This window comes from Streptomyces mesophilus, from assembly GCF_040300965.1.
Taxonomy (GTDB): domain Bacteria; phylum Actinomycetota; class Actinomycetes; order Streptomycetales; family Streptomycetaceae; genus Streptomyces; species Streptomyces mesophilus_A.
Map to the genome: position 1 here is coordinate 1 of NZ_JBEPEW010000160.1, position 17,213 is coordinate 17,213.

Annotated in this window: 14 protein-coding genes and 1 tRNA gene; 8 read left to right on the forward strand and 7 right to left on the reverse strand. The window is 69.8% G+C overall.

Annotation, left to right across the window (positions count from 1 at the left end):
* The coding region (locus tag ABT367_RS35075; RefSeq protein ID WP_352257331.1) for an MraY family glycosyltransferase at nucleotides 1–1,220 on the reverse strand (1,220 nt) is incomplete at its 3' end.
* Between the two features lie 14 nt (nucleotides 1,221–1,234).
* On the reverse strand, nucleotides 1,235–2,275 hold the full coding sequence (locus tag ABT367_RS35080; protein WP_352257332.1) for an NAD-dependent epimerase/dehydratase family protein: 1,041 nt from the start codon (nucleotides 2,273–2,275) through the stop codon (nucleotides 1,235–1,237).
* Nucleotides 2,276–2,465: 190 nt separating this feature from the next.
* Between ABT367_RS35080 and ABT367_RS35085 the strand changes: the two genes are divergently transcribed.
* Together ABT367_RS35085 and ABT367_RS35090 are read left to right on the forward strand one after the other, a co-directional pair.
* Nucleotides 2,466–3,740 carry a nucleotide sugar dehydrogenase gene (locus tag ABT367_RS35085; RefSeq protein WP_352257333.1) on the forward strand — a complete coding sequence of 425 codons (1,275 nt, stop codon included), beginning with the start codon at nucleotides 2,466–2,468 and terminating at the stop codon, nucleotides 3,738–3,740.
* Nucleotides 3,741–3,899: 159 nt separating this feature from the next.
* Complete coding sequence (locus ABT367_RS35090; RefSeq protein WP_352257334.1) at nucleotides 3,900–6,182, forward strand: (Fe-S)-binding protein; 2,283 nt, start codon at nucleotides 3,900–3,902, stop codon at nucleotides 6,180–6,182.
* A gap of 148 nt (nucleotides 6,183–6,330) precedes the next feature.
* On the opposite strand, the gene ABT367_RS35095 is transcribed toward ABT367_RS35090, so the two are convergent.
* Entirely contained in the window at nucleotides 6,331–6,969 is a 639-nt protein-coding gene (locus ABT367_RS35095; RefSeq protein WP_352257335.1) for a hypothetical protein, read from the reverse strand.
* Nucleotides 6,970–7,380: 411 nt separating this feature from the next.
* Between ABT367_RS35095 and ABT367_RS35100 the strand changes: the two genes are divergently transcribed.
* Both ABT367_RS35100 and ABT367_RS35105 read left to right on the forward strand, forming a co-directional pair.
* A complete protein-coding gene (locus ABT367_RS35100; RefSeq protein ID WP_352257336.1) occupies nucleotides 7,381–8,310 on the forward strand; it encodes a Yip1 family protein in 930 nt (309 codons plus the stop codon).
* An 87-nt stretch (nucleotides 8,311–8,397) separates the two neighbouring features.
* Nucleotides 8,398–8,832 carry a VOC family protein gene (locus tag ABT367_RS35105; RefSeq protein WP_352257337.1) on the forward strand — a complete coding sequence of 145 codons (435 nt, stop codon included), beginning with the start codon at nucleotides 8,398–8,400 and terminating at the stop codon, nucleotides 8,830–8,832.
* A gap of 83 nt (nucleotides 8,833–8,915) precedes the next feature.
* Here ABT367_RS35105 and ABT367_RS35110 read toward each other — a convergent pair whose 3' ends face one another.
* From ABT367_RS35110 to ABT367_RS35120, 3 genes are all read right to left on the reverse strand, one after another.
* Entirely contained in the window at nucleotides 8,916–9,425 is a 510-nt protein-coding gene (locus ABT367_RS35110; RefSeq protein ID WP_352257338.1) for a phosphoribosyltransferase, read from the reverse strand.
* A gap of 19 nt (nucleotides 9,426–9,444) precedes the next feature.
* Nucleotides 9,445–10,020, reverse strand: a complete 576-nt coding sequence (gene dcd / locus ABT367_RS35115; RefSeq protein WP_165331746.1) for a dCTP deaminase — start codon at nucleotides 10,018–10,020, stop codon at nucleotides 9,445–9,447.
* 75 nt (nucleotides 10,021–10,095) lie between these two features.
* Nucleotides 10,096–10,257 carry a hypothetical protein gene (locus tag ABT367_RS35120; protein WP_206343604.1) on the reverse strand — a complete coding sequence of 54 codons (162 nt, stop codon included), beginning with the start codon at nucleotides 10,255–10,257 and terminating at the stop codon, nucleotides 10,096–10,098.
* Between the two features lie 262 nt (nucleotides 10,258–10,519).
* Here ABT367_RS35120 and ABT367_RS35125 point away from each other — a divergent pair.
* A tRNA-Gly gene (locus ABT367_RS35125) sits at nucleotides 10,520–10,593 on the forward strand.
* Nucleotides 10,594–10,759: 166 nt separating this feature from the next.
* On the opposite strand, the gene ABT367_RS35130 is transcribed toward ABT367_RS35125, so the two are convergent.
* Nucleotides 10,760–11,368, reverse strand: a complete 609-nt coding sequence (locus ABT367_RS35130) for a hypothetical protein (RefSeq protein ID WP_352257339.1) — start codon at nucleotides 11,366–11,368, stop codon at nucleotides 10,760–10,762.
* A gap of 80 nt (nucleotides 11,369–11,448) precedes the next feature.
* Between ABT367_RS35130 and ABT367_RS35135 the strand changes: the two genes are divergently transcribed.
* The 3 genes from ABT367_RS35135 to ABT367_RS35145 all read left to right on the forward strand — a co-directional run.
* Nucleotides 11,449–13,992, forward strand: a complete 2,544-nt coding sequence (locus ABT367_RS35135; protein WP_352257340.1) for a S8 family serine peptidase — start codon at nucleotides 11,449–11,451, stop codon at nucleotides 13,990–13,992.
* A complete protein-coding gene (locus ABT367_RS35140) occupies nucleotides 13,992–16,916 on the forward strand; it encodes a VCBS repeat-containing protein (protein WP_352257341.1) in 2,925 nt (974 codons plus the stop codon). The genes ABT367_RS35135 and ABT367_RS35140 overlap by 1 nt, the downstream gene beginning before the upstream one ends.
* 77 nt (nucleotides 16,917–16,993) lie before the next feature.
* The coding region (locus ABT367_RS35145; protein ID WP_352257342.1) for a hypothetical protein at nucleotides 16,994–17,213 on the forward strand (220 nt) is incomplete at its 3' end.

Here is a 17,213-nt window from a genome sequence, read left to right on the forward strand (position 1 = left end):
ACCGGACGGGTACGGGATGCCCCGCCCGTGCGCAGCGCCAGCGTCCGCGGGCCGTCGGCCGTGCGGGCCGCGGCCGCCACGATGCGCGGGCCGCCCACCGGGCGCTTGCGCACCGCGGTGGCGGAACGGGTCGAGCCGGTGGCCGACGGGCGGGTGATCGCGACCGGCGTACGTCCCGCACCCGCGGCACCCGCACCCGTACGCGCCGTACCGCCTGCACCTGCACGCCCCGCACCCCCGAGCCGCGCATGCGCCCCGTACACCGGGACCTTCAGCAAGGCCCACAGTCCGCCGACCACCGCGAGGAGCAAGGGAGTTGCCGCGCTCGGGCCCGCCACGCCCCGGTGCATCAGGAACGCCGTCAGCGTGCCCGCGAAGGCCACCGCGCCGAGGACCACCGCGGCCCCCGGCACCGTGAACCCGACCCGGCGCAGCCGGTGGGCGGTGTGGTCGGTGCCGCCGAGCAGCAGCGGGCGGCCCGCGCGGCGGCGCGAGACGATGACCAGGGCGGTGTCGGCCGTGACGACCACGGTCAGGGTCAGCAGTCCCGCCGCGGTGGGCAGCGCCTCGTGCCCGGTGTGCACGGCGACCGCGGCCGAGGCGAGCAGGAAGCCGGTGAACAGGGAGCCGCAGTCGCCGAGGAAGATCTTGGCCGGATGCCAGTTGTGGCCGAGGAAGCCGCCGAGCGCCGCGGCCAGGACCGTCAGGACGAGGGCCAGGTCGGCCCGTCCTTCGGCCGCCGCGCACAGGGCGAGGCCGAGCGCGGTGACCGCGCCCACCGTGCCCATCGCGCCGTCGGAGTTGTCGAGCAGGTTGAAGGCGTTGGTGACGAAGACGATCCACGCCACGGCGCAGAGCCCGGCCAGGAACGTCAATCCGCTGTCGTACACCACGAAGAGCGCGGCCGCGCCCTCCACCACCAGGCGGATCCGTGCGCCGAGCGGCCGCATGTCGTCGAGGAGGCCGAGCAGGGCCACGGCCGAAGCGGCCCACAGGAGCCGTTCCGTGCCGGGGCCGAGCGGGGCGTACCCCGTGCAGCTCACCACGAGGGTGCCGGCGGCCACCGCGACACCGCCGAGGTGCGGCGTCGGCCGGCTGTGCGCCTTGCGTGCGCCCGGCCGGTCCAACCGGCCGGTGCGCAGCGCGAGTACGCGGACGAAACGGGTGAGCAGTGCGGTCAGGAGCACGGCGGCGACGGCCGCCACGAGGGTGTAGAGCATGGCCTTCAGTCCTGTCAGGCCCTCGGCACGGAGGCGAGGTCCGAGGGAGCCGGGCGCGGGACACCCGGGGTGTCGGGCTTGTGGCGGCGCATCTCGGCGATCGTCGTGTCGAGGATCTCGTCGAGGCCGAACCGGGGCGCCCAGCCGGTGAGTTCACGCAGCCGGGTGGTGTCGGGGACGCGGCGTTCCATGTCCTCGAACCCGCTCGCGTAGACCTGCTCGTACGGGATGAGCGCGATCGGTGAGGGGCTCTGCGTGCGGGCGACGACCCGGGCGGCGAGTTCGGCGATCGAGGTCTCCTCGCCGGTGCCGACGTTGAAGATGCCGCCGACGGCGCCCGGGTGGTCGAGGAGCTTGAGCAGTGCGTCGACCACGTCGGCGACATGGGCGAAGCAGCGGCGCTGGCGTCCGTCGCCGTGCACGGTGAGGGGTTCGCCGGCCAGGGCCTGGCGCACCAGGCGCGGGATGACCATGCCGTACGCGGGGGACTGGCGCGGGCCGACGGTGTTGAAGAGCCGTACGACCGCGACGGGCAGGCCGTACTCGTGGTGATGGGCGAGCGCGAGGATCTCGTCGACGGCCTTCGCGGTGGAGTACGACCAGCGCGCGACGCCGGTCTGGCCGAGGATCCGGTCCGCGGTCTCGGCGACGGGGCCCGCGCCGTTCTTGCCGTAGATCTCCGAGGTGGAGGCGAGCAGCAGCGGACGGTGGTGGCGGTGCGCCGCGGCGATCACGTTCTCGGTGCCGCGGATGTTGGTGACGAAGGACTTCAGCGGCTGCTCGACGATCAGCCGCACCCCGACGGCGGCCGCGAGGTGGACCACGGCGTCGCAGCGCCCGGTCAGATCGGTGACGAGTTCGGGCTGCAGGATCGAGCCGCGCACGAAGCGCAGCCGTGGATGGTCCATGACCGCGGCGAGGTTGGCCAGGTCCCCGGTCGAGAGGTCGTCGAGCACGACCACGGAGTCGCCGCGGGCGAGCAGGGCCTCGGTGAGATGCGACCCGATGAAACCGGCACCGCCGGTCACCAGGTACGTCGTGGAGTCGCTGGCCATGAATCCGCCCGTTCTGTTGCGGTATCGGGGTGATGCAGCACGCACGCACCGGGTTCGAGCGCTCCATAAGCTAGTTCGCTATGTCCCAATATGTGGTGAATAACACGATTCGCTTCATCACATCTGACCGAAACGCCTGGTCGATATCGATCAGATTCAGTCGAATTGAGGGCAGCTCATGCAGCAGCGCATGGCCGTATCGGAAACCCCTTCGTCCGAGCGCGTCGTGGTCATCGGCCTCGGTTACGTCGGCCTGCCGCTCGCGCTGCGCGCGACGGAGACCGGGCTGCGGGTCGTCGGCATCGACACGGACCGGCAGCGGATCAAGCAGCTGGCCATGGGCGATTCGTACGTGGAGGACATCGAGTCCGCGCGGCTGCTCGCCGCGCTCGACGAGGGCCGGCTCCAGGTCACCGCCGATCCGGACGCGGCCGAGGGCTTCGACGTCTGCGTGATCACCGTGCCGACCCCGCTGCTCGACGGCGCCCCCGACCTCTCGTACATCGAGAGCGCGGCCCGGGCGATCGCCCCGTATGTACGCACCGGTTCGACCGTCGTCCTGGAGTCGACCAGCTACCCCGGCACCACGGAGGACGTGCTCGCCCCGCTGCTCGAGGCCGGCAGCGGTCTGCGCCCCGGCCGCGACTTCCACCTCGGCTACAGCCCCGAGCGGATCGACCCGGGCAACTCCCGCTGGCGGCTCGAGAACACGCCCAAGGTCGTCTCGGGCGTCGACGAGCAGTCCCTGGAGGCCGTCGAGGCCTTCTACGACCGGATCGTCGCGCGCACCGTCCCGGTCACCTCGACCCGCACCGCCGAGCTGACCAAGCTCCTGGAGAACACCTTCCGGCAGGTCAACATCGCCCTGGTCAACGAACTCGCCCTGTGCGCACGGCCGCTCGGCGTGGACATCTGGGAGGCGGTGGACGCGGCGGCCACGAAGCCCTTCGGCTTCATGCCCTTCTACCCGGGGCCCGGCGTGGGCGGACACTGCCTGCCGGTCGACCCCTCGTACCTGTCCTGGCAGGTGCGGCAGCAGCTGCAGCACGACGTCCGGTTCGTCTCACTCGCCCAGGAGATCAACGACGGGATGCCGGAGCAGGTCGTCCGCCGCGTCGAGACCGGCCTGGGCCGCCCGCTCACGGGGGCGCGGATCCTGCTGCTCGGGCTCGCGTACAAGAAGAACACCGGGGACGTACGCGAATCCCCCGCCGTCGCCATCGCCGAACTGCTCCTGGCCCGCGGCGCCCGGGTCCGCGCCGTCGAGCCCTACGCCGATCCGTTCCGGCTGCCGTCCGAGGTGCTGTGCGTGGAGCTCACGGCGCCGGAGCTGCGCGAGGCGGACGCCGTGATCATCGCCACCGACCACGACTGCTTCGACTACGGGCTCGTGACGCGCGAGTCCGGTTACGTCTTCGACGCCCGCAACCGGTGCGCCGGCGCACCGGGCGTCGAGCGGCTGTAGCGGGCCCCGCGGCCCAACCAAGGCAGACCTCAGCGACACAGATCACCGTGAGCCTGGCTACATTGCACCATCGGAAGTGGGTAGGCTCAGACGAGCCGGGTAAGTTACCGCTTAGTAATCTTCACTGAAGCCCCCGCCTCGCAGGCCCGAGGAGCCCTCATGCAACTCGCCGCGATCATCGTGTCGTTGGTTCTGACCGTGATCGGCGTCGCGCTCATCGCACGCGCCATCGGCCAGTTCGTCCGCTATTTCCAGCTGGGCCAGCCGCTGCCTGCGGGCGCCCGCAAGGACAACCCGTACCAGCGCAGTGTGACGCTGGTACGGGAGTTCCTCGGGCATACGCGGATGAACCGCTGGGGCATCGTCGGGTTCGCCCACTGGTTCGTGGCGATCGGCTTCCTGACGCTGCCGCCGACCCTGGTGCAGGCGTTCGGTCAGCTCTTCAAGGCCGACTGGATGCTCCCCGTCATCGGTGAGTGGCTGCCGTTCGAGATGTACACCGAGTTCATCGGTGCGATGACGATCATCGGTATCGCGATCCTCATCACGATCCGGGTGTTCAGCCTGCCGACGCGGCCCGGCCGCAAGTCCCGCTTCCAGGGCTCGAAGGCCGGCCAGGCGTACTTCGTCGAGGCCGTCATCCTCACCATCGGTCTCGCGATCTACGTGCTGCGCGGACTCGAGGGCGCGCTGCACCACGTCGAGGGTTACGAGGCCGGGTACTTCGCCTCGTACCCGCTGGTGCTCGCCTTCAAGGGCCTGAGCCTCGGGGTGCTGCAGAACCTGGTCTACCTGGTCGCGATGATCAAGATCTCGGTCTCCTTCATCTGGATGATCGTGGTCTCGCTCAACACCAACATGGGTGTGGCCTGGCACCGCTTCCTCGCCTTCCCCAACATCTGGTTCAAGCGCAACGCCACCGGTGAGGTCGCGCTCGGCGCACTGCAGCCGATGACGTCGGGCGGCAAGGCGATCGACTTCACCGACCCCGGTGACGACGACGTCTTCGGTGTCTCGCAGGTCGAGCAGTTCAGCTGGAAGGGTCTGCTCGACTTCTCCACCTGCACCGAGTGCGGCCGCTGCCAGTCGCAGTGCCCGGCCTGGAACACGGGCAAGCCGCTCTCGCCCAAGCTCCTGATCATGTCGCTGCGCGACCACGCGCACGCCAAGGCCCCGTATCTGCTCGCCGGTGGCGGCAAGACGATGGAGGGCGAGGAGAAGGCGTCCGAGGAGCAGCTGGCAGGCGTGCCCGCCGCCGCTCTCGCGGAAGCCGAGCGCCCGCTGATCGGCACGCTCGAAGAGAACGGCGTCATCGACCCCGACGTCCTGTGGTCCTGCACCACCTGCGGCGCCTGCGTGGAGCAGTGCCCTGTCGACATCGAGCACGTCGACCACATCGTCGACATGCGCCGCTACCAGGTGATGATCGAGTCCGCGTTCCCGTCCGAGGCGGGCACGATGCTCAAGAACCTGGAGAAGAAGGGCAACCCCTGGGGTCTGGCCAAGAAGCAGCGCCTCGAGTGGCTCAAGGAAGTCGAGTTCGAGGTGCCGGTCGTCGGCAAGGACATCGAGGACCTGACCGAGGTCGAGTACCTGTACTGGGTCGGCTGCGCGGGTGCGCTCGAAGACCGCGCCAAGAAGACCACGAAGGCCTTCGCGGAGCTCCTGCACATGGCGGGCGTCAAGTTCGCGATCATGGGCGGCGACGAGAAGTGCACCGGTGACTCCGCACGCCGTCTCGGCAACGAGCCCCTGTTCCAGGAGCTCGGCATGGAGAACGTCATGGCGCTCAACATGGCGTTCGGCGAGGAGATGGACGACGACGGCAAGGTCACTCCCGAGTCGGCGAAGCCCAAGTCCGCGAAGAAGATCGTCGCCACCTGCCCGCACTGCCTCAACACGCTCGGCAACGAGTACCCGCAGCTCGGCGGCGACTACGAGGTCATCCACCACACGCAGCTGCTCCAGCACCTCATCGACGAGGGCAAGCTGATCCCGGTCACGCCCGTCGAGGGTCTGATCACCTACCACGACCCGTGCTACCTGGGCCGGCACAACAAGATCTACACGCCGCCGCGCGAGATCATGTCCGCCGTCCCCGGCCTGCGTCAGCAGGAGATGCACCGCCACAAGGAGCGCGGCTTCTGCTGCGGCGCCGGCGGTGCGCGGATGTGGATGGAGGAGCGGATCGGCAAGCGCATCAACACCGAGCGCGTGGACGAGGCGCTGTCCGTCAACCCGGACATCGTGTCGACCGCCTGCCCGTTCTGCCTCGTGATGCTGACCGACTCGGTCAACGGCAAGAAGAACGACGGCCAGGCGAAGGAATCGCTCCAGGTCGTGGACGTGGCCCAGCTGCTGCTCGACTCGGTCAAGACCCCGGTGGACCCGGCCGGTTCGCAGGAGACCGAGGACGCTCCGGAGCCGGAGCCGGTGAAGTAGCGGCCCGGACAGCCGAGTTGCCGGCTCGGACAGCCGAGTTGCTCGCTCGGCCGGCCGACTCGCCCGTACGAAGGAAATGACTGAGGGGCCGCCCCGTGCCGGCCCCTCAGTCAGTTTGTGGGATGCCCCGCGGTCGCCGCCGCCGGCATCAACTCGCGCGCCGCCGCAGCACGGCGAAGCCGAGACCGGCCGCCCCCGCCGCCGCGATACCGCCGCCGGCGGCGACGAGGGGGGCGCTGACCGGGCGGGAGACCTGCTGCTCCTGCGTACCGGCGCGGACGCCGCCGAGCGGTGTGGTGACCTGGCTCCTGTACGAGGAGGCGCGGGCACCGCCGGGGCGGTCGGCCGAGGGCTTGCCGGCCGAGTGCTTCTCGAGGAGCCGGCCGCGCACGTCGTACACCCAGCTGCAGCCGCCGCGGCCGTCGACCACGACGAACTTGGATGCGTCGTCCCCTGCGCCCCCTGCGCGTCCGTCGCGTACGAGCTTGTACGTCCAGCCGTCATTGACGGTGCTCGGGCTGCGGGGGTCGACCGAGCCGAGGAAGCCGCCGTTCGGCAGCGCGATGTCGACCCGGAGGCCGTCCGCGCCGCCGTGGACGAACCTGGCGGTACGGCCGTCGGGCATGGTGATGCGGGTGCCGTCGGACTCCTGGCCGGCCCCGGAAGCCGCGTACGCGGTCCCGGCCGGCAGCGCGAGCGCGGCGACCGCACCGGCCGGCACGGCCAGCGCGGCGACGGCTCCGGTGCTGACGGCGGCGGCGCGGATGGCGCGACGGGTGACTCGCATGACGTCCTCGTGGATCTCGTACGGCGGTCGCGGCCCGTGCGGCACGACCTCTTCGAAGGTACGAGGGAGAGATCCGCGTAAGCCGTACGTAATGTAACGGGCACCCCGAAATTGGGCCTCAAGAACGTAAATGCACCCGTATTCAACCAATACGCTGCAGCCGCCTCCCCTCATACGGACCCGGGCCCCGCCCGTCCCGCCCCGGCTCCCACAGAATCTCCACATTCCGTACAACCCTTCCCGGCGTTCACGGGTGCCGGGCGGCCCACCACTCCTCATGGCACGGCGGCCGGACGTCAATCCGGCCACCCCCTCAGGGACCCCCTAGGGGTTGTCACAGCTCAGCCGCAAAGGGGCCGTATTGCGGCCGCTCCGGCCACGGGCACAGCAGAACCAGGTACGTTCGATGACGTGGCTGGATTCAGGATCGGCCGCGGCAACCGGGGCAACCGTCCCCAGTCCCCGCGCCCGCAACACGACCCGCAGCAGCCGCCGTACGGACAGCAGCAGCCGTACGGCCGCCCCGCCGCGCCTCCGTACCCTCAGCAGCAGTACCCCGGCGGGTACCCGCAGCAGCCCGGGCAGCAGCAGTGGCCGCAGGCCGGCGGCCACCCGGGGCAGGGGCACGGTGCGCACGGGGAGCCGGAGTACTTCGGTGACCCGTACCAGCAGCAGCGGCCTCCGCACGACCCGTACGCGCCGCACAACAACCCGGGCCACACCCAGGCCTTCTCCGTCGGCGAGGACCCGTACAGCCAGGGCGGTACCTACCGCGCCGGCGCGGCGCCCGCGCCGATCGGGCCGCGGCTGCACTGGAAGCAGCTGCTCAGCGGGGTGGTCCTGCGCCCCAACCAGACGTATCTGCAGATGCGTGACCACACCATGTGGGTCCCGGCCGTCCTGGTCACGTTCGTCTACGGACTGCTCGCCGTCTTCGGCTTCGACGGCGCCCGCGAGGACGCGATCAACGCGACGCTCGCGACCAGCGTCCCGATCGTCCTGACGACGGGTGTGGCGATCGTGCTCAGCGCCTTCGTGCTCGGCGTCGTGACCCACACCGTGGCCCGTCAGCTCGGCGGCGACGGGGCCTGGCAGCCGACGGTCGGCCTCTCGATGCTGATCATGTCGCTCACGGACGCACCCCGCCTGATCTTCGCGATGTTCCTCGGCGGTGACGCGCCCCTGGTGCAGATCCTCGGCTGGGCCACGTGGATCGGCGCCGCGGCGCTGCTCACGACCATGGTCTCCAAGTCCCATGACCTGCCCTGGCCCCGCGCCCTGGGCGCGAGCGCGATCCAGCTGATCGCGATCCTCTCGATCATCAAGCTCGGGACGTTCTAGGGCTGTACGTGCCCGACCGTCCCCGTTCCTCCTGTGCCGGACAGCCCTGCGAAGTCGTATGCCAGGCGGCCTTGTTATCGTGCGCCGATGCCGACGATCAAGCAGATCCAAGTGACCTTCGACTGCGCGGAACCTGCGCGTCTCGCCGCCTTCTGGTGCGAAGTGCTGGGGTATGTCGTCCCTCCGGCCCCGGAGGGGTTCGCCACGTGGGAGGAGTACCACCACTCGCTGCCGCCCGAGGACCAGCCGGTCTACTTCGCCTGCAGTGATCCCTCGGGTGCCGGCCCGCGCGTGCTCTTCCAGCGTGTTCCCGAAGGGAAGGTCGTCAAGAACCGGCTGCATCTTGATGTGCGGGCCGGTATCGGGCTGGTGGGCGAGGAGCGTCTGGCCACGCTGGAAGCCGAGTGCGCGCGGCTGGTCGCGCTGGGCGCGGTCCATGTGCGAACGATGCATGCCGACGGCGAGAACGAGTCCTGCATCGTGATGCAGGACATCGAGGGCAACGAGTTCTGCCTCGACTGAGGATTCTCCCGGGCCGGCCGTTCAGTCGGGGCGGGCACGTACCGCCATGAACTGCGTACCGACAGACGAACAGAGGTCGCCGGTCAGATGGCTTCCTTGTTCTCCTTGGCCGCCTCGCCGGACCTGTGCACGGGAGGCAGGACGCTCCACGGGAAGTTGATCCACTCGTCCGTGCGCTTCCACACGTACTCGCACTTCACCAGCGAGTGGGACTTCTCGTAGATCACGGCGGAGCGGACCTCGGCCACCGCGTCGAGGCAGAAGTCGTGGACGAGCTTGAGCGTCTTGCCGGTGTCGGCGACGTCGTCCGCGATCAGGACCTTCTTGTTCGAGAAGTCGATCGCGTTCGGCACCGGGGCGAGCATCACCGGCATGTCGAGGGTGGTGCCCACGCCCGTGTAGAACTCCACGTTGACCAGGTGGATGTTCTTGCAGTCGAGGGCGTAGGCGAGACCGCCCGCGACGAAGACGCCGCCGCGCGCGATGCTCAGCACGATGTCGGGGCGGTAGCCGTCGTCGGCGATGGTCTGCGCGAGTTCGCGGACCGCCTCGCCGAAGCCGTCGTAAGTCAGGTTCTCGCGTACGTCACTCATGCTGTTCTCGAACCTGTTCTCAGACCTGGGTGCGGTGGAAGTTGAGGAAGGAGCGGGAGGCCGTCGGGCCCCGCTGCCCCTGGTAGCGGGAGCCGTAGCGCTCGCTGCCGTACGGGAATTCGGCCGGCGAGGAGAGCCGGAACATGCACAGCTGGCCGATCTTCATGCCCGGCCAGAGCTTGATCGGCAGCGTGGCGAGATTAGACAGCTCGAGGGTCACATGGCCCGAGAAGCCGGGGTCGATGAACCCTGCCGTGGAGTGCGTGACGAGCCCGAGGCGGCCGAGCGAGCTCTTGCCCTCGAGGCGGCTGGCGAGATCGTCGGGGAGCGTGATGACCTCGTACGTGGAGGCCAGCACGAACTCGCCGGGGTGCAGGATGAACGGCTCGTCGCCCTCCGGCTCGACCGTCCGCGTCAGATCGGCCTGCTCGATGGCGGGGTCGATGTGGGGGTAGCGGTGGTTCTCGAACACCCGGAAGAAGCGGTCGAGGCGCACGTCGATGCTCGACGGCTGCACCATGGATTCGTCGTAGGGATCGATGCGTACCCGCCCGGCATCGATCTCGGCCCGGATGTCCTTGTCTGAGAGAAGCACGTCCCGAGGATACGCAGAGCGCGCGGGCCCGCCGAAATCCCGGCGGGCCCGCGCGCTGTCGTTAAGTGACTGTGCTCAGTGCTGCTTGGCCGCTTCCACCGGCACGGCATGCCGGAGCCGGGCGCAGCGAGGACAGCGGATCAGCCGTCCGGGGCCGAGGCGATCGGCCTGCTGCATCGGAAACGAAACGGTGCTGAACACGTGCCCCTCGGCACAGCGGACGACGGTGCGTTCCATCAAGTCCTCGGGTCCCTTCCCCATGTCGTGACGGCGAAAGCTCACATTACGGGATGAAAGGGACGCTGCTCCAGGCGGCACTCCGCGCTCCAACGGTACGCCTCAACTCCGGCCCCCCGCACCCGGTTCGCCCTCCGGCTCCACCATCGGTCCGCCCGCCAAGGCGCCCGGCGGGCGAACGCCGACGGCCCCGGTCTCTGCACCGGGGGCCGTCGATGGGGTATCGTGTGCGACGATGCGCTGGTCATCGGCCGCGTGTTATGCGGGTGTAGTTTAATGGTAGAACATCAGCTTCCCAAGCTGAGAGCGCGAGTTCGATTCTCGTCACCCGCTCCACTTCGAACCCCCAGGTCATCGGCCCGGGGGCTTTTCGTTGTCTGGAGCTTGTGGCCGATCTTGCTGCCGGCTTGACCGGCATCCTCTGAACAGAAGCTTGATCAACAGGGCGGCGCCTTCCGGAGGGTGGCGCCCTGTTCGCGTGCGCGCCGGAGCGCGAGGAGGGTCAAGCCGTTCGGGCTTCGTTGGTGACCTGTTGTTGTACCTCTTTGCAGAACATTTCGTATGCGCCGAGGTAGCTGCGTTGCTGGTCGAGCCAATGGAGGTAGGACGGCGAATCCGGGGTGGCTTCACCAGGGTTCCGGCGGAGGGTGTCGAGGGCGCGGCCGGCCCTTTGGAGGCGGTCGAGCGCCTCAGCCGCGACGTTCACTATGTTGCCCGTCGCATGCGTCATCACGTGGTCGAAGTGGCCGGTGTGCACCGCCAGGATGGCTTTGCGAAGCCGGTTGTGCGCCTCGTCCGAGGCGGCACGCATCGCTTCCGCCGACTCCTCCAGTGCGAACAGCGCCTCGCGGAGCGTCGCTTGGAAGGCCGCGCAGTTCTGCTTGAGCTCGTCTCTCCGCTGTCTGAGCGAGTCGAGTTCGCTCTGCTGGAGCACTTGATTGCGAACGCCGCGCGCCATCACACCCGCTCCTACGGCGGCACCTGCCGCGCTGGCGAAGCCGGCCACACCCGCAGCCCACACAGCAGCAACCCCCTGGTCCATGAAGAGGAGTTTGACGAGTTCATCGCAAACTGGGTAGATCCAGCGGCCGAACCGGCCGCTCCAGAACATGCGGCAGGCTCAGTAATGTCCGAGTAACAGGTGCTGTTTAGCGTCCGGGCTCCCCCGAACCCTCCCTGGAGGAGCCCCCGATGCACCTGCCAAGACCGGCCCGGCGTCGCCGTGCCCTGTGGGCGGCGGTTTCGCTGTCCGCGGCGGCCGCCCTGCTGTCCAGCCCCCTGCCCGCCGCCGCCGATGACGCGAAGAGCGGGAACGGCCTCAGTCCCAAGGTCGACTCCGCGCTGGCGAGCGCGGTGGAGGACGGTGGCGAGGCCGCCTTCTTCGTCGTACTCGAGGATCAGGCCGATCTGTCCGCCGCGCGCGGCGAGAAGGCGCATGGTGCGCGCGCGAAGGCCGCGTACGGCGCGCTGCGTGAGCACGCGCGGGAGAACCAGCGGTCCCTGACCGCCTTCCTCGACAAGCAGAAGGTGGGGCACCAGGACTTCTGGATCGCCGATGTCGTACGGGTCGAGGGTGATGCCGAACTCGTGGCGGAGCTCGCCGCGCGGTCGGATGTCGCCCAGCTGGTCAAGGAGCGGCAGTACGCGCTCGATGAGGTCGAGCAGGCCGGGCCGGCCATAACCGGTTCCGCCGCGGACGGCACGCCCGAGTGGGGCATCGCCGATGTCAAGGCCGATCAGGTGTGGGAGCAGTACGACAACCGCGGTGAGGGCATCGTCATCGCGAACGTCGACTCCGGTGTGCAGTTCGACCACCCGGATCTGGTCTCCAACTACCGCGGCAACAAGGGCGACGGGACCTTCAGCCACGACTACAACTGGTACGACCCGACCGGCCAGTGCCCCACGAGCGGTGTCCCCTGTGACAACAACGGGCACGGCACGCACACGATGGGCACCATGGTCGGCGCGAACGGGATCGGTGTCGCGCCGAAGGCGAAGTGGATCGCCGCCAAGGGGTGCGAGACGGATCAGTGCACCGACTCCTACCTGCTCGCGGCCGGGCAGTGGATCCTCGCGCCGACCGACGGCGACGGCCTGAACCCCAAGCCCGAGCTGGCGCCGAACATCGTCAACAACTCCTGGGGCGGCGGCCACACGACCTTCTACCAGGACATCGTCGAGGCCTGGAACGCCGCCGGGATCTTCGAGGCGTTCGCCGCTGGCAACAAGGGCGACGGCACGACCTGCTCCACCAGTGAGGCCCCGGGCTCGCAGGCGCCCTCCTACGGTGTCGGCGCCTACGACAGCAGCGGGAAGATCGCGAACTTCTCCGGGTTCGGTCCCTCACGGGTCGACGGCTCGATGAAGCCGAACATCACCGCGCCCGGTGTCGACATCCGTTCCACCTGGCCCGGCTCGGCGTACAACACCATCAAGGGCACGTCGATGGCCACCCCGCACGTCGCCGGCGCCACCGCGCTGCTGTGGTCGGCGGCCCCTTCGCTGATCGGTGACATCGATGCCACCCGCGCGTTCCTGAACCAGGGCGCCCGCAATGTCGAGGACACCCGCTGCGGCGGCACCGCCGAGGCCAACAACGTCTGGGGCGAGGGCAAGCTCGACATCCTCGCCTCCATCGACAAGTCCCCGCACACCGCCGTCACCGTGTCCGGCAAGGTCACCGACAAGGCGACCGGCGCCGCGCTGCCCGGCATCGACATCAAGGTCACGGGCGCCACGACCGGCACCCGTATCGTCAGCACCGGCTCGGACGGTTCGTACCGGGTGCCGGTGGACCCGGGCACGTACGGGTTCGCGCTCAGCGGTTACGGATACGCCCCCAAGCAGCTCACCGGGGTCGAACTGACCGCCGGGCAGCCGCTGGTGCAGGACATCGCCCTGGACGCGGTCGCCAGCCACGCCGTCACCGGCACCGTCCTCGACGTGACCGGCAAGCCCCTCGCCAAGGCGACCGTCGAGGTCACCGGGATCCCGGTGGACGCGGTCCGCACGGGTACGGACGGCACGTTCACGCTGCCGAAGGTCGCCGAGGGCGGCTACACGCTGACCGTGACGCCCACCGAGCCGGTGCTCTGCAACGGCGTCTCGCGTACGCCCCTGACCGTCGACGGCGCCGAGAACGAGACGGTCCGGCTGCCCGCGCGCACCGACCGGTACGGCAACGGCTGCACCCCGGCCGCGTACTCCTGGATCAAGGGCTCCACCGCCGTCCCACTCAGCGGGGACGAGGACGCGAAGACAGTCCAACTACCCTTCCCCGTAAGCCTGTACGGAGTCGAGTACTCCAGCGCGTCCGTCACCACCAACGGACTGGTCAACTTCCTGCAGCCGCGCCTCGGTGACTACATCAACACCCCGCTGCCCGGGGCCGAGGAGCCCAACGGCATCGTCGCCCCGTTCTGGGACGACCTGGCCCTCGACCGAAAGTCGAGCGTGCAGACGGCCACCACCGGGAAGGCCGGCAGCCGCAAGTTCGCGGTCGTCTGGAACCAGGCCGTGCTGGTGTCCGCCGGCAGCCGCGTCACCTTCGAGGCGGTCTTCGACGAGGCCACCGGTGATGTGACCTTCCAGTACCAGTCCGTGCCGGGCGCCGGTTCGGGCGCCACCGTCGGCATCGAGGACCAGAGCGGTTCCGACGCCCTCCAGTACTCGTTCGACCAGGCCGTCCTCGGTGACGGTTCGGCGATCCGCATCGTGCAGGGAGCCAAGTGATGACCGGAACACCCACCTCGAGGCGCGGTCTGCGCCTGGCCTCCGGGCTCATGGCGGCGGGGCTCACCCTCACCGCCGCCCCGCACGCGCTGGCGGCCGAGGGCGACGACAGCCCGGTGATGAGGCTGACGAGCGCCGAGGCCGAGAAGCTCGCCGACCGCATCGGTGTCGATGTGTACGGCGACGCGTCGGCGGCCGTGGACTCCACCACCCCGGAGGAAGCGGCCGCCGACGGAGCCACGGCCGGCGAGACCGCCGCCGACGGCCCGGTGGCCTTCACCGCCAAGTCCACCCTCGAAGGCGTACGCGGCATCGGCGCCACCGTGCCTGCCGCCGGCGGCCGGTACTTCACCGTCCACAGCCTGGGGAACATCCAGCTGCACCGGGCCGACGGCTCCACCGCGTGGGCCCGCACCAACTCCTCGCTGTACGCGGACTGGCAGGTCAAGCCGCTGCGCCCCTGGCAGCAGGAGCCGTACCCGGCACGGACCCTGATGGGCTACAACGCCGTCAGCCCCTTCGCGCCCTACTCCGACCAGGGCTACGACACCGGGGATCTGACCGGTGACGGCATCCCGGACCTCGTGTTCGCGGCGTCCGTCGGCGACTCCCCGTACCGGCCGTTCAGCTCACCCGGCTCCTCGCTCTACACCGGCACGTTCGTGACGGTGCTCGACGGCGGAACCGGCAGGACGCTGTGGTCGAAGCTCTACTCGTATGCCTCGATGGTGAAGATCGTCGACGGGACGCTGCTCGTCGCGGACTCCCCGCGTCTGAACAGCGGGGGCGCTCCGGCGACCGAGACCGCGAAGCTCCGGGGCATCCGATTCGGTTACGCGGACGGCAAGTTGACTCCGTCGGCGACCTGGACGCATGACACCGGCGAGGCCCGTGCCGCCACTTGGGGCGGACTCGCGGATCTGGGTGGCGGCAAGGTCGCCGTGTCCTGGAACCTGCGCAAGACCGCCGATGTCGCCGCGCACGGCACCACGCTCGTGCTCGACACCGCCGACGGTTCGGTCAAATGGTCCACGGGCAGCGGCCTTTACGGCCGACAGCTCCACCTGGACGCCGCGCGAGGCCGCGTGGTCGCCCTGGAGCAGGCCGACACCAGCGACGCCGTGAAGTACGAACTCGTCTCCTACGACCTGGCGAGCGGCGCGCGCACCACCCTGGACACCAGGATCAACGCGCTGGCCACCGCCATGACGGTCGGCGACGTGAGCGACAGCGCGGGCGCCGAGTACGCGGTCGGCGAGTCCACGCTCACGCCGTACGGCGCCGTGAACGCCGCCACGATCCGGGTGCTCGAGGGCAAGGACGGGACGACCGTCGACTGGACGCACACCCTCAAGCGGGACGCCGAGAACGCGGGCGGCAGCGGCCCCAGCTTCTGGGACCTGGACGCCGTGAACGGCACGCTCGTCGCCTCCTCCCAGGACGACCGCGGCATCACCACGGCCGAGAACCCGGGCGGCCGGATCTACGGTTCGATCACCGTGCTCAACGGCAGCGGCAAGGTCACCTGGCGCAAGCAGGGTGCGGCCGCCTCGCCGCTGCACCACCAGATCTACCGCTCGGGCGGTGCGGACTTCGTACGCCTCGTCGACCAGGCGCAGAACATCCGCACGTACAACCTGGGCAGTGGCAAGGCCAAGGAACTCACCGCGCTGCAAGGCGACTTGAACTACGCGCAGGCCGCCGACCTGGACGGTGACAAGCAGCAGGACGTCATCGCGGGCGGCACGTCGAACGGCGTGTGGGCGTGGTCAGGGCCCTCGCTGGTCAGGGGCGAGCCGAAGCAGCTGTGGCAGGCCCAAGTGCCGGGCTCCGTACGGAACATCGCGACCGGTGACGTCGACGGCGACGGGAAGCCCGAGGTGGTCGTCGCCGCGGACACCGCGACCGTCGTCCTCGACGGCGCGACCGGCAAGGTGCGGACCACGATCGACGGCGCGGGCGAGTACGTCCGCTCGGTGACCGTGGACGACGTGAACGGCGACGGGAAGGACGAGATCCTCGTCCCGACCGACGCGCTGCGGGTGTACGACGGCAGCGGCGCGGTCCTGTGGACGTACTCGGCGCCGACCGACCGCAGCGATGTGGTCTTCTCGGACACGGTGGTCGCCGACGGCCGGGTGCACACGCAGTACACGACCGAGAACGCGCTCTTCGCGGGCGACGCGGTCGTGGGCGGCGCGGCGCTCGACGGCGCCACGGGCAAGGTGGAGTGGAACGCCGAACCCGAGGCGCCCGAGCGGGCCGTGGACGGCAAGCTGCACGGCGCGGTCCTCGACCACGGGGTGTTCACCTCGCCGAAGATCCCGTACGCGGACGGGCACGCCGTCGTGCACACCTGGATCGTGCTGGCCGACCCGACCGTCGCCGGTGACCTGAGCACCGCGTCGCCGAAGGTCATCGTGGAGATCCGCGACGGCCGCACCGGTGAGCTGCTGCACCAGGACGCCACCGGCAGCCCCTGGTCGCACGGCAACTTCTTCATCGACGACGAGAGCGAGGCAGCGCAGGAACCGCTGTACGCGATCAGCTTCGGTACGTTCCGCGGCTACGGCGCCGGCGGCGTCGACACCCGCAGCTCCGTGATCGCCAGTCTGCGCACCGCGGACTTCGCCACCGGGCCCGGCGGCCGCAAGCTGGTGCTCGGCGGCACGGAGGCCGGTGTGGCCGCGTACGACCCGTCGCAGCTGACCAGCGGTGACTCCTTCCAGTCGAGCCGGGGCGGCGCCACCTTGATGGGCAGCCGGGCCTATCTCGCCGCCGACCTCGACGGGGACGGTGTCGACGATGTGGTCTCGCTCAACTTCGACCACTTCGGGGTCAACCGCGCGGCCGGACTCCTCGGCGGCGGGGTGCTGTCCGTGGACAACGCCATCCACCAGATGACGACGTACACGCTGTCCTGATCCGCCCTGCCCCGCGCCGAGGGCCCCCTGGCTCGCCCCAGGGGGCCCTCGGCACGCTCGGTTAACCTGGCGCCCTCATGGACGCACGGCAGACAACGGGCAGCAGCGACAACGCTCCTGTGCTGCGTCTGCACCTCATGGGTGGTTTTCGCGCCATACGTGAGGAAGGTCCGGCCGCTCCCGAACGGTGGCCGCGGCCCAGCGCCCAGGCCCTGGTGAAACTGCTCGCCGTCACGCCCGGCCACCGCCTGCACCGCGAGCAGGCGATGGCGCTGTGCTGGCCCGAGGCCGACCAGC